At 41.8% G+C, this 22,796-nt stretch carries 23 protein-coding genes; 10 read left to right on the top strand and 13 right to left on the bottom strand.

The features are described from left to right. Positions 1–14 precede the first annotated feature (14 nt). The 4 genes from GD002_RS10275 to GD002_RS10290 all read right to left on the bottom strand — a co-directional run bounded on the left by GD002_RS10275 (position 15) and on the right by GD002_RS10290 (position 5,091). Entirely contained in the window at positions 15–1,523 is a 1,509-nt protein-coding gene (locus GD002_RS10275; protein WP_153732274.1) for a DEAD/DEAH box helicase, read from the bottom strand. 429 nt (positions 1,524–1,952) lie between these two features. Continuing rightward, positions 1,953–2,645, bottom strand: coding sequence for an alpha/beta hydrolase (locus GD002_RS10280; protein ID WP_153732275.1), 693 nt, complete (start codon positions 2,643–2,645; stop codon positions 1,953–1,955). Continuing rightward, the gene (locus tag GD002_RS10285; RefSeq protein WP_153732276.1) at positions 2,642–4,012 is read right to left on the bottom strand and encodes a UDP-N-acetylmuramoyl-tripeptide--D-alanyl-D-alanine ligase; all 1,371 of its coding nucleotides are present in this window, start codon (positions 4,010–4,012) and stop codon (positions 2,642–2,644) included. The genes GD002_RS10280 and GD002_RS10285 overlap by 4 nt, the downstream gene beginning before the upstream one ends. Before the next feature lie 14 nt (positions 4,013–4,026). Next, positions 4,027–5,091, bottom strand: coding sequence for a D-alanine--D-alanine ligase (locus GD002_RS10290; RefSeq protein ID WP_153732277.1), 1,065 nt, complete (start codon positions 5,089–5,091; stop codon positions 4,027–4,029). Positions 5,092–5,325: 234 nt separating this feature from the next. Here GD002_RS10290 and GD002_RS10295 point away from each other — a divergent pair, with 234 nt between their 5' ends. From GD002_RS10295 to GD002_RS10305, 3 genes are read left to right on the top strand one after another with little or no spacing between them, the layout of a single operon-like run. Next, entirely contained in the window at positions 5,326–6,510 is a 1,185-nt protein-coding gene (locus tag GD002_RS10295) for an FtsW/RodA/SpoVE family cell cycle protein (RefSeq protein ID WP_255425157.1), read from the top strand. 47 nt (positions 6,511–6,557) lie between these two features. Continuing rightward, on the top strand, positions 6,558–7,745 hold the full coding sequence (locus GD002_RS10300) for an FtsW/RodA/SpoVE family cell cycle protein (RefSeq protein WP_153732278.1): 1,188 nt from the start codon (positions 6,558–6,560) through the stop codon (positions 7,743–7,745). A gap of 60 nt (positions 7,746–7,805) precedes the next feature. After that, positions 7,806–8,147 carry a zinc ribbon domain-containing protein YjdM gene (locus GD002_RS10305; RefSeq protein WP_153732279.1) on the top strand — a complete coding sequence of 114 codons (342 nt, stop codon included), beginning with the start codon at positions 7,806–7,808 and terminating at the stop codon, positions 8,145–8,147. 67 nt (positions 8,148–8,214) lie between these two features. Here GD002_RS10305 and GD002_RS17785 read toward each other — a convergent pair whose 3' ends face one another. Further along, positions 8,215–8,355: an Lmo0850 family protein gene (locus GD002_RS17785; RefSeq protein ID WP_194841553.1), complete on the bottom strand. Its 141-nt coding sequence runs from the start codon at positions 8,353–8,355 to the stop codon at positions 8,215–8,217. A 445-nt stretch (positions 8,356–8,800) separates the two neighbouring features. Here GD002_RS17785 and GD002_RS10310 point away from each other — a divergent pair, with 445 nt between their 5' ends. The 5 genes from GD002_RS10310 (at position 8,801) to cls (ending at position 14,628) form a co-directional block, all read left to right on the top strand. Continuing rightward, positions 8,801–9,124: a metal-sensitive transcriptional regulator gene (locus GD002_RS10310; protein WP_153732354.1), complete on the top strand. Its 324-nt coding sequence runs from the start codon at positions 8,801–8,803 to the stop codon at positions 9,122–9,124. 13 nt (positions 9,125–9,137) lie between these two features. Next, a complete protein-coding gene (copZ, locus tag GD002_RS10315) occupies positions 9,138–9,347 on the top strand; it encodes a copper chaperone CopZ (RefSeq protein ID WP_153732280.1) in 210 nt (69 codons plus the stop codon). A gap of 26 nt (positions 9,348–9,373) precedes the next feature. After that, positions 9,374–11,776 carry a heavy metal translocating P-type ATPase gene (locus GD002_RS10320; protein WP_153732281.1) on the top strand — a complete coding sequence of 801 codons (2,403 nt, stop codon included), beginning with the start codon at positions 9,374–9,376 and terminating at the stop codon, positions 11,774–11,776. Between the two features lie 130 nt (positions 11,777–11,906). Next, the gene (locus GD002_RS10325; RefSeq protein ID WP_153732282.1) at positions 11,907–13,082 is read left to right on the top strand and encodes an MFS transporter; all 1,176 of its coding nucleotides are present in this window, start codon (positions 11,907–11,909) and stop codon (positions 13,080–13,082) included. Between the two features lie 94 nt (positions 13,083–13,176). After that, positions 13,177–14,628, top strand: coding sequence for a cardiolipin synthase (cls, locus tag GD002_RS10330; RefSeq protein ID WP_153732283.1), 1,452 nt, complete (start codon positions 13,177–13,179; stop codon positions 14,626–14,628). 46 nt (positions 14,629–14,674) lie between these two features. Here the strand turns inward: cls and GD002_RS10335 are convergent, their stop codons facing one another. After that, positions 14,675–15,604, bottom strand: coding sequence for a M15 family metallopeptidase (locus tag GD002_RS10335; RefSeq protein WP_153732284.1), 930 nt, complete (start codon positions 15,602–15,604; stop codon positions 14,675–14,677). A gap of 223 nt (positions 15,605–15,827) precedes the next feature. Here GD002_RS10335 and GD002_RS10340 point away from each other — a divergent pair, with 223 nt between their 5' ends. Next, positions 15,828–16,988, top strand: a complete 1,161-nt coding sequence (locus GD002_RS10340; protein ID WP_153732285.1) for an MFS transporter — start codon at positions 15,828–15,830, stop codon at positions 16,986–16,988. A gap of 59 nt (positions 16,989–17,047) precedes the next feature. Here the strand turns inward: GD002_RS10340 and GD002_RS10345 are convergent, their stop codons facing one another. The 4 genes from GD002_RS10345 to GD002_RS10360 form a co-directional block, all read right to left on the bottom strand. Next, a complete protein-coding gene (locus GD002_RS10345) occupies positions 17,048–17,296 on the bottom strand; it encodes a hypothetical protein (protein WP_153732286.1) in 249 nt (82 codons plus the stop codon). 63 nt (positions 17,297–17,359) lie between these two features. Further along, positions 17,360–18,142: a membrane protein insertase YidC gene (gene yidC, locus GD002_RS10350; protein ID WP_153732287.1), complete on the bottom strand. Its 783-nt coding sequence runs from the start codon at positions 18,140–18,142 to the stop codon at positions 17,360–17,362. 57 nt (positions 18,143–18,199) lie between these two features. Beyond that, entirely contained in the window at positions 18,200–18,982 is a 783-nt protein-coding gene (locus GD002_RS10355) for a helix-turn-helix domain-containing protein (RefSeq protein WP_194841555.1), read from the bottom strand. Between the two features lie 161 nt (positions 18,983–19,143). After that, positions 19,144–19,539 (bottom strand): hypothetical protein, encoded by a 396-nt coding sequence (locus tag GD002_RS10360; RefSeq protein WP_228548350.1) that lies wholly within the window; start codon positions 19,537–19,539, stop codon positions 19,144–19,146. Between the two features lie 857 nt (positions 19,540–20,396). Here GD002_RS10360 and GD002_RS10365 point away from each other — a divergent pair. After that, positions 20,397–20,894 (top strand): GNAT family N-acetyltransferase, encoded by a 498-nt coding sequence (locus tag GD002_RS10365; RefSeq protein ID WP_153732290.1) that lies wholly within the window; start codon positions 20,397–20,399, stop codon positions 20,892–20,894. A gap of 46 nt (positions 20,895–20,940) precedes the next feature. On the opposite strand, the gene GD002_RS10370 is transcribed toward GD002_RS10365, so the two are convergent. The 3 genes from GD002_RS10370 to GD002_RS10380 form a co-directional block, all read right to left on the bottom strand. Beyond that, positions 20,941–21,414, bottom strand: coding sequence for a DUF4064 domain-containing protein (locus GD002_RS10370; RefSeq protein ID WP_153732291.1), 474 nt, complete (start codon positions 21,412–21,414; stop codon positions 20,941–20,943). A gap of 118 nt (positions 21,415–21,532) precedes the next feature. After that, entirely contained in the window at positions 21,533–21,850 is a 318-nt protein-coding gene (locus GD002_RS10375; protein ID WP_153732292.1) for a GNAT family N-acetyltransferase, read from the bottom strand. A gap of 56 nt (positions 21,851–21,906) precedes the next feature. Beyond that, a complete protein-coding gene (locus GD002_RS10380) occupies positions 21,907–22,794 on the bottom strand; it encodes a DUF1002 domain-containing protein (RefSeq protein ID WP_153732293.1) in 888 nt (295 codons plus the stop codon). Positions 22,795–22,796 lie beyond the last annotated feature (2 nt).

A 22,796-nucleotide genomic window follows, 5' to 3' on the forward strand; every position in this document is an offset into this window, starting at 1 on the left:
TCATTAATCTATTCTTATCGTTCCGTACGGCTGCTACTGCTGCGTCGTGAACCGCCGTCTCTTCTGCCACCATCGCGTCCGCCGCTGCGTCGTGAACCACCAGCGCTACCGCTGAAGCTTCTACTACGTCCGCCTTGAGAGCGTCCACCGCTACTGCGATTGCCTTTGTAACCACCGCCGCTGCGTGAAGACGTCTTACGTGAAGGTAATGGACGCTCTTCCGTAATCGTAACTGGTGTTTCATCAACATTTTTCGTTAATGATTTAAGAGCTGCCGCAACAATATCTTTTGCTTCGTATTTATCAAGTAATTGTGCAGCTAGTCCTGCGTAATCTTCTAAATTATTTTGTTCAATAGCTTCCGCTAAAGATTCTACTGCTATTTTCTTCTGTTCGAATAATGCTTCATCAGATGTCGGTGGACGTAAAGGAGTCATACGCTTCTTAGTCGTTTCCTCAACGATACGAAGGTAACCCATTTCACGTGGCGTTACGAATGTAATTGCCATTCCGCTCTTACCCGCACGACCTGTACGTCCGATACGGTGAACATAGCTTTCTGGATCTTGTGGAATATCAAAGTTGTAGACATGTGTTACGCCTGAAATATCCAATCCACGTGCTGCTACGTCTGTTGCTACTAGCACATCAATTTTGTTTTCTTTAAATTGACGTAATACAGACATACGCTTCGCTTGAGTCAAATCACCGTGGATTCCTTCTGCTAAGTAACCACGGATGCTCAATGCGTGTGCCAACTCGTCAACACGACGCTTTGTACGACCAAATACAATTGCAAGTTCAGGCTGATGAACGTTCAATAATCTAGATAGCACATCAAACTTCTCACGTTCGTGGGCTTTCACGAAGAACTGTTCGATATTTTCCACAGTCATCTCTTTAGACTTAATCTTTACGATTTCTGGGTTTTTCATGAACGTTTCTGCAATTTTGCGGATTGGAGCCGGCATTGTTGCTGAGAATAACAACGTCTGACGCTCAGCCGGTACGCTTGCAAGAATTGTATTGATATCTTCAATGAATCCCATGTTCAACATTTCGTCTGCTTCGTCCAACACAATCGTCTGAACGTTGTCTAACTTCAATGTTTTACGGTTGATATGATCCAATATACGTCCAGGTGTACCTACTACGATATTCGGATTGTTACGAAGTGCACGGATTTGGCGTCCGATTTCTTGACCGCCATAAACGGAAAGAACTTTCGCACGGCTACCGTAGCCCACTTTGTAGATTTCTTCAGATACTTGGATTGCCAATTCACGAGTAGGTGCAATGACCAACGCCTGAACTGCTGGATTTTTCGGATCCAATTTCTCAATGATCGGAATACCGAAAGCTGCAGTTTTACCTGTACCTGTCTGTGCTTGCCCGATGACGTCGCGGCCTTCCATTCCAAATGTAATGGTACCTTCCTGGATTGGTGTTGCCTCTTCAAACCCCATGCGTAGCAAAGCGTTTTGTGTTGTTTCACTAATATTCAATTCTGAAAACTTTGTCAAAATATTCAATCTCCTTTATTTCTTCATTTGACAATTGGTTACATTTGCAAATGAAAGCGCGGCAACTTCGAGCCATGTACTTTGAAAGTTGGGAGCATTTCCGATATATCCATCTCTGGCTTGTAGAGGAAATCTTCTAGAAGGATTCCTGCGGATGCAGAGGGGTCATATCAATTACACCTAGCGTAATTGCGTCCAGATTTTTATGCAGCACAATGTAAAACCTGCGACATACAAGGAAAGCCCGGTCCTTGCCGAGCGGTGAGAACGGCAAATCATTGCTAGTTTGCCTACTTATCCACCGTTTTATTCAAAAAAAAGTACTCTCCGCAAAAAAACGGAAGAGTGCTGTGTAAATGTATCCAATTCCTTTCATTAGTTTACCACGGCTTACAACAGACTGCAACGAATCCGCTTATGTTCCATTAATCAGTCTTCTATCAAGAAACTCAATACTTTTTCAAACCATACATCCCGGTCATCGCTATAACAAATATGGTGCTTGCCACGCTCTGAATAAATCAGTTTTTTATGCTCTGATCCTAGCTGTTCAAACAGTAAGGAAGCGGTCGAAACGGGTACAATTCCATCTTTTTCTCCCTGCACAATGCAAACTGGTGTTTTTACGTCTTGATGATACGGCTTCACTAAACGGACAACACGTAAAAATTCAAGCGCTGCACGAATTGGTGTATGGGTAAGTTTATAATTGTATAAATGATAGAACGAATCCGGGGGATAACGATGCCGCATGGATGACTTCATCATGATTCTTGCATCTTCTACCAGAATTTTAGGACTGATATACTTTGCAGCGGCACTAAGTAACACAATTTTTGTAATCGGATAACGTAACGCTAAATACATGGCAATTAAACCACCCATAGAGAAGCCAATAACGAACACGCGATCAACTTCTTTAAGTAATCCCTGCAATTCAAGCTCAGCGGCCATCACCCATGAGGCCGCTGAGCCTTTTTGCAAACCGCAATCCATTTCGTGTCCAGGTAAAACCGGAGACACCACTTTCCAATCCGTATGACTTTTCAGAAACTGTTTCAGGGGAGCAATTTCAAAAGGACCACCTGTAAATCCATGAATAAAGAGGACGCCTGTTGTCACGATGATTTCTCTGTGAGCGCTCCGATGACCCGCTCCAACTTCATTCCCCTAGAGCCCTTAAACAAGGCGACTGTCTGCTCTGTCAGTTTCGGACGTAGCGCATCTGCTATCAATTCTGCATCATCTGCTGCCCACATAACCTCTCCTGAAAAGTCCGTTAGTTGATCCGCAAGCCACTTCATCCGACTACCGAAGAGAACAACACCTTGCAGGTCAAGTTCTTTCAAATCTTCCGCCAGACCTTCATGATAGGCCTGTTCCTCATCTCCGAGTTCCAGCATATCGCCAAGGACAAGCCACTTGTCCCGACGTACGGATGTATCTTTGATAAAACGAAACGCAGCTCGCATAGAGGTAGGTGCGGCATTGTACGCATCATTAATTAGTAAAGAACCATTCAACCCCGCCACAGGTTGCATACGCATATCAGTCAGCGTGGTTTGTTCTAATGCACTTTTAATTTGTTCGGGAGTCAGTCCTAGTTCATTGGCAATCAATATGGCTGCCAATGAATTTTTCACTTGGTGTGCACCGTAAACAGGTATGATGAATTCTCCTTGTAGCTTGCCATGTACGGTGAAACAACTTCCTTTATCAGTGGAACGGATCTGCTCCGTCATCAAATCCGCCCGTTCATAACCGAATGAAACGGTGCGTAACGCAGGCTGCCGCGAAACAAGTTCACGCAACAACGGCTCATCACCGTCATAGAGCAATAGACCATCTTTCGCTAAACCATCTATAATTTCAAATTTCGCTTTGGCAATGCCTTCCCGAGAGCCGAGATCTTGCATATGCGCTTCACCGACATTGGTGATCACCGCAAAGTGAGGAGCTGCGAGATTCGACAAAAAAGAAATCTCTCCGAATCCGCTCATTCCCATTTCTAGTATGGCTACTTCAGTTTCATCATCGATCGATAATAGTGTTAGCGGCAGTCCTAATTCATTATTGAAATTACCTTCTGTTTTCTTCACTTTTAAATAAGGAGATAACACACCGGCCAGCAAATCTTTTGTGGATGTTTTACCGTTGGAGCCTGTTACCCCAATGACTTTGCAGGTCAACTCTTCTCGGTAGCTGCGCGCCATTTGCTGTAATGCTTGTTCTGCGTCGTCGATGAATAGGAGTGGTAGATTTGCGGGTGGATTCGGTTCATCTTTTTGCCATAGAGCAGCTACTGCCCCCCGCTCGATCGCGCCTTCGACATACCGATGACCATTCACTTGCTCTCCACGGAAGGGAATAAACAGATCTCCCATTTGCACTTGACGAGAATCGATGCAGACGCCTGTCACGATTTGCTGTTCAATTTGTTGTCCTTCTGCCTGCAACCACTGCTGAATCGTTGATAGATTTCGTTTCACATTACATCCCTCGCTCAGTCCATTGTATATTGCAATTTTTGTTTTTCTGCATGACGTTCAAATGCTAGTTCGATAAGTTGGTCAATCAAATCAGGATATGAAAGTCCGGATTTTTGCCAAAGTAACGGGAACATGCTGGTCGGTGTAAAGCCCGGCAGCGTATTCACTTCATTGATCAATACCTCATCATCTTCTGTAACAAAAAAGTCCGCGCGCACGAGTCCTGCGCAATCTAGCACTTTGAAAGCACGAATTGCCATATCTTTCATATGTCGCGCTGCCTCGTCGGGAATCACTGCCGGAATCGATAATTCAGTGCTTTGGTCCTGATATTTCGCTTCATAATCATAAAACTCAGCAACTGGTCGAATTTCCCCTGCAACAGAAACTGCAGGATGATCATTTCCTAGCACAGCCATCTCGATTTCACGTGCTTTGATGCCCTGTTCCACAATGATTTTACGGTCAAATTTTAATGCGAGATCGATTGCCTGACGGAGTGTTTGACGGTTATCTGCTTTGCTAATTCCAACGCTAGAACCAAGATTTGCCGGTTTGACAAACATCGGATATGACAACTGCTGTTCAGCTTGTTCCAACAAAGCCTCCGCATTCTCTTGCCATGCAATGCGAATAAAATGAATATAATTCACTTGCGCTAATCCAGCTTGCGCGAATAATTGCTTCATGACCACTTTGTCCATGCCTGCCGAAGAAGATAGTACACCATTTCCTGCATACGGAATATTCAACACTTCAAACAATCCTTGCACCGTACCATCTTCTCCATTCGTACCATGAAGTAGCGGGAGGATTACGTCAGGCATAGCCCCCTGCAAAAACCCCTCGATATGATCAGGTTGTGAATCGCCTTCTTTCGTTAGACGTAAGGTTTCGATTTCAGCGACTGGTCCTTCGAGCGGTTGACCTTTCAACCATTCCCCTTGCATCGTGATATAAATCGGTAACACTTCATATTTATTCAAATCAAGCGCCTGCGTGACCGCCCGCGCTGTAGAAAGTGATACTTCATGTTCCGCAGATTTCCCACCATATACTAATCCTAATCGTTTTTTCATATAATCTCCTCGCAATCCGTAGATTTCATTCATACAGTTTACCATGAAACTAGCCAATTCATGAATCAAAACTAGTGCTGTGCGTTCTTTTTACAACTTATAGAAACTATTCATTTCCCAACTCGTCAATTAATGAGTGTACTTCTTAAAAACATTTACGATATAATAAGAGATTGTAGTGATTATCTTAAAACTAGAAGGAGAATGATGACTCCAGAAAAGGTGAGTTCGTAATTGAAGCAATCAAACAGGCTAGGTGAACGATTCGATTGGACACTTGCCTTTATCATTATGCTATTCGGTGTAATTAGTTTAGTTGTCATTGGATCTGCTCAAACTTCTGAGCAGTACACACAAAATTTTGTTATAAAACAAGTCAGATGGTACATCCTAGGATCTTTTATTGTTGCGATGGTCATGTATTTCGAACCAGATCAATACAAGAAAGTTTCATGGTATTTTTATGGTTTTGGTATTTTTTTATTACTATTCCTCATGTTAGCGCCTGGAGGACCTGGGCAAATCGCAGAAATGCGCTACAATGCAAAACGCTGGCTTCATTTACCGGTCATTGGCACTATCCAGCCTGCAGAGTTTATCAAAACCTTTTTTATTCTCGGTCTTGCTCGGATGGTCAGTTCACATAACGAAATGACTTTGCTGCGAACTTATCAAACCGACCTGAAACTGCTCGGTAAAATCGCACTCATGCTTGTCGTACCTTTGTTTTTCATCATGAAGCAACCTGACTTAGGGACTTCTCTAGTCTTTATTTCCATTACAGCGGCAGTTGTGATTGTGTCAGGGATATCATGGAAACTTCTCGTGCCGCTTTTTTCCATCGGCGCTGTATCAGGAGCAGGTTTGCTCTGGATGGCGCTCTACGCGCAGGATTTCCTAGATAAAATCGGATTTTCTCCCTATCAGTTTAAACGAGTCTATTCATGGCTTGATCCTTATTCTTATCCAACCGACGAAGGGTATAATCTGATTACTGCGATGACCGCGATCGGATCAGGGGAGCTAACAGGAAAAGGGTTTCTTGGACGAATTGTTTATATTCCAGAAAATCACACGGATTTTATTTTCAGTGTCATTGGAGAAGAATATGGATTTATCGGTGCGTGTATTGTGATTACACTGTATTTTATTTTAATCTATCATTTAACTAAAGTTGCTCTATCCTTACATGATCCTTTCAGCGTATATGTCTGTACCGGCGTTATTGCGATGATTGCCTTCCATGTGTTTGAAAACATCGGCATGAATATCCAGTTATTACCCATAACCGGGATACCGTTGCCTTTCATCAGCTATGGCGGCAGTTCGATATTCAGTAATATGTTGGCAATCGGGTTGATATTTAGCATGAAATTTCATCATCGAACATATATGTTCGCTTCAGATGATGAAGATTGATTGTTTATTGTGAGGAGCACTTCATACTGAGACTATAGGTGAAACTTATGAAAACATATAATAAGCCGCTAGAACGTTTTGATTGGACGTTGGCATTCATTTTATTATTATTTTGCATGGTGAGTCTTTTCGCCATCGCTTCTGCACAAACCACAGGACAATATACGATTAATTTCGTACCTTCACAAATTCAGTGGTACATCGTAGGAGCTCTCATCATTGCGGGCACGATGTATTTCGAGCCCGAACAATACTTTAAAGCCGCCTGGTGGATTTATGGTGGTGGGATCTTGCTGTTATTCCTGCTGTTCGTTTTGCCTGAAAGTATGGATTTAGTAGCGCGGCGAAACAATGCGAAAAGCTGGTTTCATTTACCATTTGGAATTGGGAGTATTCAGCCTGCGGAGTTCATGAAGACGTTCTTCATAATTGCACTCGCCCGCCTGATTACACAGCATCATGAACACTATACGGTAAAGACGTTAAAGACAGACGGTTTATTACTCGCTAAAATTTGTGGTGTCTTACTCGTTCCATTGATTTTCATCATGCTACAACCTGATTTAGGAACAGGTCTCGTCTTCATGGCGATCACTGCAGCATTAATTATTATATCAGGAATTTCTTGGAAAATAATTGCTCCAATCTTTATTGGAGGCTTTGTAAGTGGCGCTACGTTATTGCTGATGGCGTTATACGCGCAAGACTTTTTGTTGAAACTAGGATTCAAAAAGTATCAGTTTGAACGGATCTATTCTTGGATCGATCCCTACTCCTATGCCTCCAATGAAGGTATGCACTTAATTACTTCGTTGAATGCCATTGGATCGGGCGAGTTATTCGGCAAAGGCTTTAAAGGTAGAGAAGTATATGTTGCAGAAAGCCATACGGACTTCATATTTACAACGATCGGAGAAGATTGGGGATTTGTTGGTACGAGCTTGATCATTTGCCTATTCTTCTTCTTAATTTACCACCTGACTAAGATTACATTAGAGTTGAAAGATCCATTCAGCACGTATATTTCTGCTGGAATCATCGCCATGATCACTTTCCATGTATTCGAAAATATCGGGATGACGATTCAGCTGTTGCCGATCACAGGGATCCCATTACCATTCATCAGCTACGGTGGTAGTTCGCTCATGGGGAATATGCTAGCGATCGGATTGATCTTCAGCATGAAGTTCCATCACCGCAGCACCATGTTTCACGCATCTAATGATTATGAATAAGACACCTCCTTTCCTGACAAGTACAAGTTGTGTACACTGTATAGGAAAGGGGGTTTTTTTATGTCAGCGTTACCGAATTGCCCGAAATGCCAATCTGAATACACGTATGAAGATGGGAACCTTCTCGTTTGTCCAGAATGCGCGCATGAGTGGACACAGCAATCAATGGAAGAATCTGAGCAAGAGACTCAGATTGTGAAAGACGCGAATGGGAATGTTTTGCAGGATGGCGATTCTGTAAGTGTCGTGAAGGATTTGAAGGTGAAAGGAAGCTCTTCCGCTTTAAAAATGGGAACAAAAGTAAAAAATATTCGTTTAGTGGATGGCGACCATAATATTGACTGTAAAATTGATGGATTTGGTGCTATGCAACTAAAATCTGAATTTGTTAAGAAAATCTAATGAACGATGTAATGAAGAGACTCCCTCCGAATCAAATCGGAGGGAGTCTTTTCATTACCACAAGAATTTAATTGGGTTGTACGGGCGGTGCTTGTACAGCAGGCGTAAGAGCTTGTAGCATATCACTTCTCGATTTCGTGAGTGTAGCAGAAACACCAAGCTTTGCCAAATTGGATATAATCTTCTTTATGTCCATTTCTTTAGCCACTTATTCCACCTCAATCTTCCTTGTTAATTATATAGACGTTTTGATATCTCGTGAAGTTCTGTTTCTTATTGAATAAATTCCGCTTCTGTTTAATTTTGTATCTAGTTGTATGTGCCGGTCGAGACTAGACGGCGCTTTCCACTTTTGTTTTGCATCTAGTTCCAAGCGCCAGTCTCTCGGGTCACTTCGGACTTTTCGAAAAGGTGCAAAGAACGCACCTTTGTCGACAAGACCTCCAGTGCCTTTCGAGACTAGACGGCGCTTTCCACTTTTGTTTTGTTATTCCTATCATACCACTCTGAAAGGATTTTAAATCTTTCATTTATGTTACAATTGTATATTTTTTGCAAACTTTTTGCCTCAGGAAGTTCAAATTAATGCTTTGACATACCCCCCTATCGTATATTAAGATTATGATATAGAAGGTGGTGAGATACTATTGACGATACTCCCAGAAGATTTATCTGTAGATGAAGCTCAAATTTCCTGTCGAAAGAGCAATCATCCCGATTCTGTGAAGACCAATTTAATCCATCGTTTGAACCGGGTGGAAGGTCAAGTACGAGGAATTAAAGGAATGATCGAGCGTGATGTCTACTGTGATGATATTATTACCCAACTTTCCGCAACTCAATCTGCTTTAAATAGTGTGGCAAATGTTTTATTGGATGGACACTTGAAAGGTTGTGTCAAAAACAGGCTGGCTGAAGGCGATGAAGAAGTGCTAGATGAACTACTAACCACTATTTCAAAATTGATACGAAAATAAGGAGGAATTATCAATGAAAGAAACTACATTGAACGTACAAGGGATGTCTTGCAACCACTGTGTCCAGGCAGTAGAAGGCGCAGTGAATGCTTTACCAGGAGTGGAGCGTGCATTGGTGGAATTGAAAGCAAACAACGTAACGGTACAATTTGATGAGCAAGCTATTTCGATCGAACAAATCACAGAAGCGATTGAAGAACAGGGATATGATGTAAAAGCCTAACGCATAGAAAGGTGTCTTGATCCATTATGGATAATCAAAAAAGGGAAATAGCCATCACAGGAATGACGTGTGCCGCTTGTGCGAATCGTATTGAAAAGGGGTTACAAAGGCTTGAAGGCGTGTCAACAGCAAATGTGAACTTTGCGACAGAGAAAGCAGCTGTCACTTACGATCCCGATCAAATCGGGTTACAGGAAGTCGAGCAGCAAATTCGCAAACTCGGATATGATGTTATAATAGAAGAAGCTCATCTGGATATTACCGGCATGACGTGTGCAGCATGTTCTACACGCATTGAAAAGGGATTGTCTCGCATGTCGGGGATTAAATCTGCGAATGTTAATCTAGCACTTGAAACCGCCACTGTGTCGTACGATCCTGCTGCTGTTCAGCTAATCGATATTTTGCAGAAGGTTCAAAAGCTTGGCTACGAGGCAACACAACGAACAGATGACACAGCAGACCAAACAGATCATCGACAACGTGAGATCCAGGAGAAAACCCGTAAGCTGATCATTTCAGCTGTTCTATCGTTGCCGTTACTTTGGACGATGTTCGCTCACTTCTCCTTCACTTCTTGGATGTACGTACCGAACATCTTTATGAATCCTTATTTCCAGTGGGCACTTGCGACACCTGTACAATTCTGGATTGGTGCTACTTTTTATAAGGGAGCCTACTCTGCATTGCGAAATGGCAGTGCGAATATGGATGTCCTGGTCTCTCTTGGTACGTCAGCAGCCTATTTCTATTCCGTTTATTTAGTGCTGATCGGATCCGTCCATGGCTTGTATTTCGAGACGAGTGCAGTGTTAATCACACTCATTTTATTAGGAAAACTATTTGAGGCACGTGCCAAGGGACGATCTTCAGATGCAATCCAAAAGTTGATGAAACTTCAGCCACAAATAGCAATAGTGGAACGCAATGGAGAAACAGTGGAAATTCCGATTCAGGACGTAACGCTTGGCGACGTGCTCGTTATTCGTCCAGGTGCTTCTGTCCCTGTCGACGGTACTGTTTTATCTGGAGCTTCCGCTGTTGATGAGTCCATGCTGACTGGTGAAAGTTTGCCCGTGGACAAACAAATAGGAGACAAGGTGTTCGCCGCTACTGTTAATGCGAATGGTTCATTACGAGTGGAAGCTTCCAATGTAGGTAAAGATACGGTGCTATCCAACATTATTCGTGTGGTGGAAGAAGCACAGGGATCTAAGGCACCTATTCAACGACTAGCCGATCGAATTTCAGGTGTTTTCGTTCCGATTGTTGTCAGAATTGCAATCATCACCTTTTTGATCTGGTATTTCGCTGTTACACCAGGGAACTTCGCAGAAGCACTAACTAGCATGATTGCCGTCTTAGTCATTGCCTGTCCTTGTGCGCTTGGTTTAGCCACACCCACTTCCATCATGGCTGGTTCCGGACGTGCTGCAGAAATAGGTGTGCTATTTAAGACAGCAGAAGCAATGGAACAAACACGTTCGATTGATACGGTCGTCTTTGACAAAACAGGAACCATCACAAAAGGACTTCCTGAGTTGACAGATTTTCATGTAAAGGATGAATCTGCACGCAATCAATTACTTGGATTGGCAGCAGCATCTGAAAGTGACTCAGAACATCCGGTAGCAAAAGCCATTACTTCTTATGGGATAGAGCAATTACCAACACTCCCTCCTATTGAAACGTTTGAGGCGATTCCTGGATACGGTATACGCACAGCTATTGAAGGGCAGACCATTTTGCTTGGCACGAAAAAACTACTTGCCCGCTATGAAGTGCCTTTTGATCCTTCCATTGCTTCAGTAGATCAAATGGAAGGTCAAGGGAAGACGGTCATGTTCATGGCAGTGGATGGTGTGCATGAGGCGGTTATTGCAGTAGCTGATACGATTAAAGAAACTTCTAAACAAGCGATTGCAGAGCTGCGCGCGATGGGACTTGATGTGATTATGTTGACGGGTGATCAGCAAATGACCGCTCAAGCAATCGCCAATACAGCTGGGATTGAACATGTCATCGCAGGCGTCTTGCCTGATCGTAAAGCCGAAGTGGTTCGCTCTTTGCAGTCGGATGGCAAACGAGTCGCGATGGTCGGTGATGGCATTAATGATGCACCTGCACTTGCTGTGGCAGATATCGGGATGGCAATGGGAACAGGGACAGCAGTAGCTATGGAAGCTGCAGACGTCACGTTGATGCATGGGGATTTATTACGTGTGGTCGATACCGTGCAGATGAGTGAATTGACTGTACGAAATATTAAACAGAACTTGTTTTGGGCACTTGCCTACAACTCGATCGGTATCCCCATTGCAGCAGCAGGTTTACTAGCACCATGGCTAGCAGGAGCAGCTATGGCCTTCAGCTCCGTTTCTGTTGTGCTGAATGCATTGCGTTTACAGCGAGTGAATCTGAAGCATTAAAAGATCGGCATCCTTAGCTAATTATTGACTGAGGATGCCTTTTTCAATTTTAGGACATTCCAAGCTTGAACGCTTTCCTCATTCATCGTACGATGTGTGAGAAACTATTCACACAGAAAGCAGGTTTGCTATGAAGAAAACGATACTTTTATTGATGTCTGTTCAATTTTTTGTTTATTTAGGTTTCGGCATCATTATACCCATCTTGCCTGAAGTCATCTTAGCTGAAGGCTATTCCGAAGTACATGTCGGCGGATTGCTGACAATTTACGCCCTCTCTTCCTTTTTCACCGCACCATTGTGGGGCTCACTGTCTGATCGGACGGGTAGAAAGAAGCTAATTATGATTGGGTTGCTTGGCTTCAGCGTAAGCTTTTTCTTGTTCGCTGCATTCATGCATCATTTAACGCTCTTATATGTATCACGTATTGTTGGCGGTGTTTTTTCAGGTGCGTTGTATACAGCAGTCACTGGATTTGTAGCGGATTTGACCACTGAGGAGAATCGCAATAAATATATGGGGCTACTCGGTATGTCAATTGGACTCGGTTTTATTTTCGGTCCTGCAATCGGCGGTATACTTGGCGATATTCAATTGCAGATTCCTTTTCTAGCTTCTGGCACACTGACACTATTGTTGACGGTGTATGCATCTATCATTCTGAAAGAGCCAGACAGACATAACTCTGCAAACAAACGGGAGCTCATTCCAAAAGGAGCCTCCACACTTTGGACGTATCGAATTCGCTATTTATTTATCACTTCGTTCATCATCACGTTTCTATTGGCTGGTGTTGAGTCTACGTTCCAACTATTTCAGATCGATAAAATTCAGATCACGCCTTTGCAGCTTGGCTATTTGTTTATGGTTAGTGGTCTAGTTGATGCTGCGATTCAAGGAGGAGTCGTTCGAAGAGTGAAAAATGGACAGGAGACTTCGTGGATTATCGTAGCTCAGATCATAACGGCAGTCGGATTGGTTCTCATCCCATTTTCTACGAACTTGATTTGGGCAGGTTTTGCAATGAGTGTCTTCACAGCTGGGAATGCGCTCGTGCGAACTGTTCTTGTTTCGTTAACGACCAAGGAAGCTGGGGGTATGTACGGTACAGCAGCCGGTTTATCGTACTCCATGGATAATATGGGACGGATTATTGGACCGCTATTATTTACTTGGATATTTACAATGCAAGCTGGGAATATGTATTTCATTTCTGCCATTATAGCGATTTTCTCAATTATACTCATCATGATCTTCAGAAAATCTACGCGATCTTTGAAGGTCTCAAATTCACTTGAATCGTAAGAAGGAGTATAACATGTCCTATTCGCTAACCCTTTCATTTCCTGCCAACTCCGTTATACTAGAGGAATAGAATATCTGCGATGGGAGGAAACGTATGACTCAAATGATTAGCTTGATCATAACAAGCACTTTGATCATTAACATATTTTTAGCAATTGCTTTAATTTTTTTAGAGCGCAGAGATCCTGCTAGCACGTGGGCTTGGCTTCTCGTCTTATTTTTCATACCCATCCTAGGCTTCATTATTTACTTACTGCTAGGTCGCCAATTACGCGAAAAACATTTATTTCGTTGGGAAGGTAGGAGTAAGATTGGGATTGAAAAGCTGATTGCCTATCAGCTGGAGGCAATAGAAGATGACTCCTTTGAATTTTTGAAGACTGACACTGAAAGTTATTACGATATGATCTACCTACATTTACGCAATAATCACTCTGTTCTTACACAAGACAACGATGTGCAAGTCTTTACGGACGGCAACGACAAATTCGAGTCCTTACTGGAAGATTTGGAACACGCCAAAGATCACATCCATATTCAGTATTATATTTTCCGCTTAGATGGCATCGGACAAAGAATTGTGGATATTTTAATCCGCAAAGCCAAAGCAGGGGTAAAAGTTCGTATGTTGTTTGACGATATCGGTTCACGCGGCTTACATGTGAAGCACTTTCAAGAGCTAACGAACAGTGGTGGTGAAGTAGCTGCATTCTTCCCTGCCACCTTACCGCTAATTAACCCTCGATTAAATTACCGAAATCACCGAAAACTTGTCATCATTGACGGACGCGTAGGCTATATCGGTGGATTTAACGTAGGCGATGAATATTTAGGACTCAGTAAAAAGTTTGGTTACTGGCGCGACACACATCTCCGTATGGAAGGGAGTGCCGTTCATCCCTTACAGACACGTTTTATTTTGGATTGGAATCAAGCCTTCACCAAAACTCATATTCAGTATGATGAGCGATTCTTCCCAGCCATTCCTCGAAAAGGAACGGTCGGTGTTCAAATTGTCTCGAGTGGTCCTGACTCTCAATGGGAAAATATTAAAGATGGTTATTTAAAAATGATTTTCGTAGCCAAGGATTATATCTATATCCAAACACCTTATTTCATCCCGGATACTAGCGTACTTGATGCATTGCGTATTGCTTGTTTATCTGGCGTGGATGTGAGAATCATGATTCCAAATAAACCAGATCATATGTTCGTTTACTGGGCAACATATTCAAATGTTGGTATTCTACTGAAAGCAGGAGCGAAAGTATATATCTATGAAAATGGCTTCATTCATGCCAAGCAAATTGTAGTTGATGATCAAGTGTCCACCGTTGGGACAGCCAATATTGATGTTCGCAGTTTCCGGTTAAATTTTGAAGTGAATGCTTTTATCTATGATCGCGAAAAATCTCATGAACTCGCAGAAAAATTTGAGCAAGATATTCAATACTCTACGGAGTTAACGTATGAGATGTATGTCAATCGTCCACGTCTCATCAAAGTAAAAGAGTCTATTTCACGATTGTTATCCCCTATTTTATAATCAAAATAGCCGACGAAGGACGCGTGATCCTTTGCCGGCTACTTTATTATTGAATACCCAAGTATTCTTCCAACGTAATATTTCGTTTGAAAATCTGCAATGCTTTTTCCTTTCCAACATAGCGATAATGCCAGGATTCATGCATATATCCTGTGATCTCTTCTTTCCCTTTTGGATAACGAAGGATGAAACCATATTGGTAAGCGTTAGCACCTAGCCACTTTCCAGCTTCTGTCTCACCGAATGAAGTAGATGCCCAATGCTTTTCATGATTGACTTCACCGATATCGAACGCTAATCCAGTCTGGTGTTCGGAATAGCCTGGTCTCGCACTATAGCGATCCGCTGCTTCTTGTCCATCTCTTTCAACATATCGATTATATAGAGTGACCTGATAATCATAGGAACGATAGGTACTGAATGCTTGTAGCTTAATACCTGACAGCAATGCCTCCGCTGCCATTTCATCAAAAGCTGCTCTCGCTTCCTTACTCTCACCAGGTGCGAAATCCTTTGGCAGAGGATATTGCTTACTAGCAATTAAGATTCCCTTAACATATTTCGGTTTGTCAGGTAGTTCTTGTCCTTCTATATAACCGATTGAACTGGAGGGCTTCTCCTGAACTGGTGCTGATTTCTTCTTTGGTTCCACTTTGACTTTATTATCAGGAGTGATTTGCGGCTCCTCTACTTTTTTAAGCGGCATTTCCTCCGGTTCTTTGGCTTCCTGATGATCATTTCCTACTTCATCATCCGTTAGTACATGCTCATCTGGATTCGGTACGATTTCTTGAAACTCACTAGGTTGTTCTGTCTCTCCTCGTACACTTTCGATTGCCTGCCTGACATTCCATCCGTTCACTCCGATAAAAATAATACTTGCTACGATTAGAATAAAAAAGATCCCTACTATAATGTTCATCCATTTATTCGTTCTGTTACGTTTTCGAGTAGAAAATCTGCCTCTTTTTTTCATGTTACGTTACCCTGCTTTCTTTCCGAATCACCTGTCAAATTATCAATTACACCTTCGCATAATTGCATCCGGAGGCTTTATCTGGAACCAGATAAAGTCACCTAACGTGTTAAGTTTGCTTTTTATATAGTGTATCATCATTTTTCTTTTTCGTCTGGCTATGCTAGTATTTATTGAAATCTATTTAGAAATTTATCTTGTACTTTATTGTGAGGTAATAAAATTGAATAATCAACGCTGGCTATCTATGAGCTTTTTTGTGTTTTTCTTTACCTGGGGTATTTTCCTGCCTTATTGGACTGGCTGGCTAACTTCTGCAAAAGGTCTTTCAGTTACGCAGGCCAGTATTATTATGGGAGCAGGTATGATCGCTCGCTCGTTCTCAACGTTCTTTTTATTCCCATATGCGACGCGAAACCTCTCACTCTTACGCGTTTTACGTTGGACCACGCTCTTCTCTTTCTTAATCGCCATAGCTTATGTACCCGATAGTCCATTTTTCGTGCTGTTTGGATTAACCGTCCTTCTCAGTGCTGTCTATCCCGTCATTTTACCTGGCGTCGAAAGTGGTGCCTCCTTGCTTATGCAGCAGGAACGGATTCATTATGGAAAAAGTCGCTCTTTCGGATCGATTGGCTATACAGTTGCCCTCTTGCTGATCGGCATAGTCACAGCAATTTGGAATGAGCAGGCTATATTATATATGATGATTGTTGGCTTAGGAATCGCGTTATGTTTTTTCTTTCAACACGCTCCCGAAGCTCTACAACAACCGCCATCCCAAGCTTCTAGCGTGCAAAAAGGTCAATTAAAAGCACTTTTTGCCAATAAACCCTTTGTCATTGTTTTGTTTATCGCAATATTACTGCAAGGAGCACATGCTTCCTATTATAATTACGGTTTTATTTTCTTGGATGGCATGGGAATCAATGGGTTTTATATAGGTGTGATCCTCAATATCGCAGTTCTGTTCGAAATCTTATTCTTCACACAGGCGGATCGGCTATTGGCAGAAGCCAAAACATCCACCATATTTATGATCGCTGCTGTCGGTTCTACGGTACGATGGATCTTGATCTTCCTATTTCCTGTGGTCGGTATTTTTATTGCTACTCAATTACTACATTCTGCTTCATTTGGCATGGCGCATTTTGCATTCATTCGATATATATCCAACAACCTACCTCATTCCCTCATCGCATCCGCACAAGGTGTGTATGCAGCAGTAGCCATGAGTTTAAGTACCGCGCTCTTAACGTTCCCAGCCGGCTATCTGTATGACCAGTCACCTCGGCTAGCCTTCTTGAGTATGGCTGTCTGTTCGATCGCCGCTTTCTTTCTTATTTTGTGGTCAAAACGGCGAATCACAGTAGAAGATATCTAGAATGAAAACCTGCCTTTTCAGAGTGGCTATTCCTTTTATTTGAATTTAGAAAAACCCAATTAGAATAGTAAAATATAGACCAACATCCCCAATGAAGCTACTGCAAAAAACATCGACATCCACAACATCCATTTGGACTCACGCGCTAGACCTTGATTTTTATACATCACCGCGCGTGAGGCATTAGTTAACGTAAACATTACCAGCATAGACAAGATAGCGAACTCTAAGTTCAATTGGACAATAAAATACAAAGATACGGCGGCTGAAACAGCAATTGCCAACCCCATGACCCATTTTGCCTTCATCCAACTCTCCCTTTCTGCTTACGGCAACAAAAAAAGCTGGCATGTACCAGCTCTTCGTAAACCTTATTTTTTTTCAACCACTGGGCTATCCACATGCTTATAATAAAACTTACGTCCAAGATACGTCTGGAAAATTAGAAGCAATCCGCCAACGGCCCAATATAACGGAAGTGCCGCCATAACGGTATAGGAAATGAACATAATCATAATAGGTGACATGTAAATAAACAACTTCATCTGTTGCTGTTGTTGCTCTGGCATCGTCCATAACGATACACGTGCTTGAACAAAATACACAGCGCCAGCAACTAGCATCATAATAATATCTGGCTCTCCTAATTTAAACCACAAAAATTCATGATTTTTCACTTCAGGCGGAGCATAAAGAATCGCAAAGTAAAGCCCCATGATGATTGGCATTTGAATAACTAGCGGTAGACAGCCCATATTTAATGGATTGACACCATGCTTAGAGTAAAGTCCCATCATTTCCTGCTGTAATTTCATTTGCTCTTCTTTTTCATCTTTCTCTTTTGCTTCTTTCAACCGTTTTTGGATATCTTCCATTTCAGGTCGCAGTGCATCCATTTTAAGTTTCATCTCTTGTTGAGCTTTATAGTTTTTCAACATTAATGGCATTAAAATCAAACGGATTGCTACTGTGATGAGGATGATCGCAAATCCATAGTTACCGCCAAACGTCTCCCCAAGATAATGAAGAAGCCACTCCATCGGCTTAACAAACGAACTGTAAAAGAAGCCGGTTTTATTTTCCACTCCTGAACAACCGCTTAAAAACACAGCGGTAATAGCCAATAAACTTACTAGACTAATTCTCTTTTTCAATGATTTCACCTACGCTATCTCAAACTATAGAAAAGTATACAGCAAACAGCGTAAGATTTACAGCGAATCATCTTTTTTCATCGTAAATTGAAAGTAATTCCCGTCTAAGTCTTTGCGGAAACGTCTAGGCGTCAGTCCAGTATACTTTTTGAAAACACGAGTAAAGTAACTTTGATTGCAGAAGTGAAATCTTTCTGCTATTTCTGCTATTTTCTGGTCAGTAAAACGCAAATAATATTGAACTTCCTCTATCTTCCGGATCGTAATAAACTCCACTAACGTAACCGTGGTATGTTCACGGAATATCCGAGAAAGATGACTGGTGCTCACATTGAACCGTTGGGCGATCTCTTCAACAATCAATTGCTTTTCCACATTCTGATCTATGTACTCAATCACCTGATTTACTGTTTCGTGTGCAAATGTAGGCTTCTCTTTCTCTTTCAAGATGTAAAGGTAGAATTCAATAAGCTCATCACCAATTTCACTCACATTTTTCATTGTCAAATTGGCGTCGATCAATTCCATGCAGGTAGCACTGAAAATAAAAGCTTTTTTTTCATTTAAAATAGACGCTTCTTGCAACTGTCGGGTTACAATTGACGAAAGAACGATAAAATAATTGCGAATAATTTTAAATGAAATTTCAGGTGTATGGATCGATAATATATCCTGAATTTCTTTAAACGTATGGCGCGCTTTGTCTCTTTCCAGACTAAAAATCTGTTGTAGCAATTCAGCTTCTAACCGGAAGAAAACATCTGCCTCTTGTACATTGACTTTCTTTTCAACAGTATTAATCAGTTCGAGGTTAGAGGCATCTAATTTTTCGCTGGTCATGAGTATCACCTCACTCATTCTATATATCAGCTTGTTCATGACGAACTATTATATGTAAATCATTTTACCTGAATCACCAAATTTATCTATAGTTTCTAGATTTACTGATATATATAGATCAAAGCGCCTCTTTAAAAGAGACGCTTTTAGTATGAATATGCTTAATTTGTTTTGTTATCTTTTTCCGCTTGTTTGGTGGACTCCGCTTTGTTGTAGAGAGGCTTATTGTCTGAGATGTCTTTATTTTTCTTGTAGAGGCCATCTTTTTCTGATGACTTCTTATCAGGATCTTGTACTTCTTGATTGTAATAATGAACACTCGTTTGGGCACCTTCCGAAACCATATTATTGTCTCCAAAGTCTTCCGGGTCCGAATGTCCAACTTTTTCTGTGCTCTGATCAACTAACTTGTTATTGTTCATAAAAGAATCAAGCTTTTCCTTTAATGTACCGACTGTTTCCATTGCTTTGTCGCGATTTTCTTTTTTACTGAAATATGCATACGCTCCTGCTGCTAAGGTAGCCATCAATAAGCCATTTTTCGATTTACCTGCCATGTATACCATCCTCCATCATAATTGATTGTAGTGGTTTTCTACTTAATGCTAATATACCCGACCACTATATTTTCAAACGTCTTGCAATAAGTTAGTTACTTAGCGCGGGGATTTATACTACGAATGAAAAGATACCAGGTTCACTCACCACACTCTTCTTTTTATGATTGCAACCTACGAACAGAAGCTGTAATTCAACAGCTCTCACTATCTAGCGTGGGCGCAACTGCGGGGTCAGCCGTTGCCAAGAGACAACTAGCGCCATTTGCTAATTGGCTTCTTGGCGAAAGGCAATCCCCCAGCGCCGTAGCGGTACTAGGACCACTCACCCTATACAAGAAGGAGGTGTTAACTTCAACTAAGTAAATCTCAAAATGAATTGACTTCACATACAAATACCAGTCACTAGCGTAGGCGCAACTGCGGGGTCAGCCGTTGCCAAGTGACAACGAGCGCCCTTTGCTTGTTGGCTCTTGGCGTAAGGCAATCCCCCAGCGCCGTAGCGGTTACAGGACCACTCACCCTACACAAGAAGGAGGTATTAAATTCAACTAAACAAATCTCAAAATGAATTGACTTCACATACAAAAACCAGTCACCAGCGTAGGCGCAACTGCGGGGTCAGCCGTTGCCAAGAGACAACTTGGCGCCCTTTGCTAATTGGCTCTTGGCGTAAGGCAATCCCCCAGCGCCGTAGCGATACAAGGACCACTCCCCCTACACTATTCAACACAAAAACAAAACATTTGTACGCCAAGTAAATTGCCAGAATAGTATATTTCATTTTCATGACATCGTAGTTTTGAGACAGTAAATTTGATATACTACATAGAAAGAGAGTTGGGAGTGATACCATCATGATTCGGCAAATGACGTTAGATGATATTCGAGATGTTCAATATATAGCCCTCACTTCCTGTTGTCATACGTTTCAAGACTATATCCCGACAGAGGTGCTCGAGGCATTTATTGATCGCTCTTATTCGGATTTGATGTTACGAAAACAACTAGAAAAAACTACAATCTTAATTGCCATGGATCCGCAAATGCTTCCTGTTGGTTATTTAAGTCATACACCCATCGACGAAGACGGTGAGTGTGAAGTGACTGCTCTTCATGTTCTTCCATCACATCAGCAGTCAGGTTATGAAGAAATGTTACTTTCAGCAGCTTTGGACAAGCTACGTGATGCACAGCAAATCGATGTATATTTGGATAACCGTGCAGATGAACTTGGTAACTTCTACGTAGATCAAGGATTCCTTCTGGTAGAGTCCTTCCAAGAATTATTTGAAGGTCTTCCTGTTGAAACTATTCATTATTCTCTGCCGGTCAAGCAGCCGGTATACATGTAAAAACCCTTTTCTCCTAAGGAGAAAAGGGTTTTTACATGTATTATTTTCAGTTTATCCAATTTGTTTGAGTAGCAGACATTTCATCTATCGAAGGTTGGGGTTCCATTGGTTGCTTCTTGGTAAAACAAATGATTCCTGCAATGTATAACAGGATCGACGGCAATGAAATGATGCCCCCAAATAAACCCGCTATGATAAATAAAGTTCCAGCTGCCTTTGGGTTGGAGCTATTCCAGATCTTCACAGTTCCTATAATATTCAACACGAGACTAACAAATGCCGCGATAACTCCAATCCATATCAATACAGAAATCGATTCAAAGAAACTCATAAACATTTCCACTTCGGAAGGCGTGAGCGTGCCATCACTTGCCATTCCTAAACGCATTTCTTCTTTTATTTCAGGATCAGAAATTGCTGCATTTACGAAAAAACCGATCAACACAGTTCCTATCAAACCAATAGTTGTGAAAACAGCTGCTATTATAGAAAGTACTCTTTCTGCTGTCCGATTGATCATTTCCACATCATCCTCTTCTTCAAGTTTACTTCCCTTTCAGTTATACGCCAGAGAAGTGAAAAAGTTTCAAAAAAAGCGATGTGGTTACTTCACTGTATAGCAAAACAGTCGGTTAGACTTATGCCTTTACATCGTTGTACTCATCACTTCGGTCAAATGCATTCACTACATAAGAACAGATTGCTTTCATCTTTAATCCTTTTTCCCGCGCATTTTCTGCTGCTTGGTCGAGTAGTTTTTTTGCGACTCCCTGGCCTCTTAAAGAATCATCCACGTATGTGTGTGTCATCATCATGATCCCATTATCTTCCGACCATTCAATTTCCGCAATCACATGACCTTGGTTTTTATGCTGGTAAGCGTATTTATGTCCACCTAAGTCGGCAAGTTCAAAATCTAATTCTTCCGGCAACTCCATGTCTTTATTTTCATTCATTCGAATCTCTCCTTTTTCATTTCATCTCCTACTCTTTACCCTACCACGATTGGATCTTAACTAAACAACGATTTAAGGGAATCTGCCATATTCCTAAAAAACTCTTTTACCTTTTCCCAAAAACTTGGGTCGATGTCACCCAACTTATCTTTAATCTTGGAAGCCATGTCAGTTAACTGCTCATTTAGCTTCGTGAAATCAATATCCAACTTCGATATCCGATCCATCAAGTCAATCAATAATTGACGATCTGCATCGCTCAATTGGATATTTAACTTCTTCAGTTGATCATTGACAATTTGTTCAACTTCTTCTTTCGTTGCAGGCTTTTGCTCAGCAATTTGCTTCTTAATATCAGTCAATAATTGAGCTACTTCGTCTTTGTCAACGCCCGCTTTTTCAGATAGCTTCGTCGCAAGACTCAATTCATCATTTGCTGTATCGGTCCGCTCCGTATCGAGTACTTCTCCCGATACTTCATACGCCTTATAAATACCTACTAACGCAGAATGACCAGTTACCTTTTTCGGAGCTGCTACTTCAACGACTGCATCCTCAATGCCCGCTGTCAGCATGGCGGTCGCATACATATCAGCAGTTACTTGTGTAATATTGTCAGGAGTGACGATATTAATGACAAGTCCTTCGCCTTCTTCCTGCCTAGTAATTTTCGCAGAAGAATACATGCGCGCGTTACGGTCGCCACCTGAAATGTATTTTATCAAATCGCTACCGTCTACAGACAGCTCTTCCACTTCGGCTTCTTCTGCCACTTTCAAATCCTTTTTGACGCTTTCTTTTTCAGCTTCCGATAGATTCGCACCATATACGACAATCGGCACACCTAACTTTTCATTGATCACTTCGTCTGCCAAAACAGCTGAAGGTGTCATGATGCCGATCATCAAAATGACGGCCAATATAAATGAAAAACCCTTTCTCATTC

It is taken from the genome of Sporosarcina obsidiansis, assembly GCF_009651005.1.
Lineage (GTDB): Bacteria > Bacillota > Bacilli > Bacillales_A > Planococcaceae > Sporosarcina > Sporosarcina obsidiansis.

What these genes read in the sequence shown, in the direction of transcription:
- GD002_RS10305 (WP_153732279.1), top strand. Translation starts at nt 7,806, where the DNA reads ATGTCAGCGTTACCGAATTGCCCGAAATGCCAATCTGAATACACGTAT.
- GD002_RS10320 (WP_153732281.1), top strand. Translation starts at nt 9,374, where the DNA reads ATGGATAATCAAAAAAGGGAAATAGCCATCACAGGAATGACGTGTGCC.
- GD002_RS10375 (WP_153732292.1), bottom strand. Translation starts at nt 21,850, where the DNA reads ATGAATGAAAATAAAGACATGGAGTTGCCGGAAGAATTAGATTTTGAA.
- GD002_RS10360 (WP_228548350.1), bottom strand. Translation starts at nt 19,539, where the DNA reads ATGGCAGGTAAATCGAAAAATGGCTTATTGATGGCTACCTTAGCAGCA.
- GD002_RS10290 (WP_153732277.1), bottom strand. Translation starts at nt 5,091, where the DNA reads ATGAAAAAACGATTAGGATTAGTATATGGTGGGAAATCTGCGGAACAT.
- GD002_RS10345 (WP_153732286.1), bottom strand. Translation starts at nt 17,296, where the DNA reads ATGAAGGCAAAATGGGTCATGGGGTTGGCAATTGCTGTTTCAGCCGCC.
- copZ (WP_153732280.1), top strand. Translation starts at nt 9,138, where the DNA reads ATGAAAGAAACTACATTGAACGTACAAGGGATGTCTTGCAACCACTGT.
- GD002_RS10335 (WP_153732284.1), bottom strand. Translation starts at nt 15,604, where the DNA reads ATGAAAAAAAGAGGCAGATTTTCTACTCGAAAACGTAACAGAACGAAT.
- GD002_RS10380 (WP_153732293.1), bottom strand. Translation starts at nt 22,794, where the DNA reads ATGAGAAAGGGTTTTTCATTTATATTGGCCGTCATTTTGATGATCGGC.
- GD002_RS10365 (WP_153732290.1), top strand. Translation starts at nt 20,397, where the DNA reads ATGATTCGGCAAATGACGTTAGATGATATTCGAGATGTTCAATATATA.
- GD002_RS10300 (WP_153732278.1), top strand. Translation starts at nt 6,558, where the DNA reads ATGAAAACATATAATAAGCCGCTAGAACGTTTTGATTGGACGTTGGCA.
- cls (WP_153732283.1), top strand. Translation starts at nt 13,177, where the DNA reads ATGACTCAAATGATTAGCTTGATCATAACAAGCACTTTGATCATTAAC.
- GD002_RS10325 (WP_153732282.1), top strand. Translation starts at nt 11,907, where the DNA reads ATGAAGAAAACGATACTTTTATTGATGTCTGTTCAATTTTTTGTTTAT.
- GD002_RS10355 (WP_194841555.1), bottom strand. Translation starts at nt 18,982, where the DNA reads ATGACCAGCGAAAAATTAGATGCCTCTAACCTCGAACTGATTAATACT.
- GD002_RS10370 (WP_153732291.1), bottom strand. Translation starts at nt 21,414, where the DNA reads ATGATCAATCGGACAGCAGAAAGAGTACTTTCTATAATAGCAGCTGTT.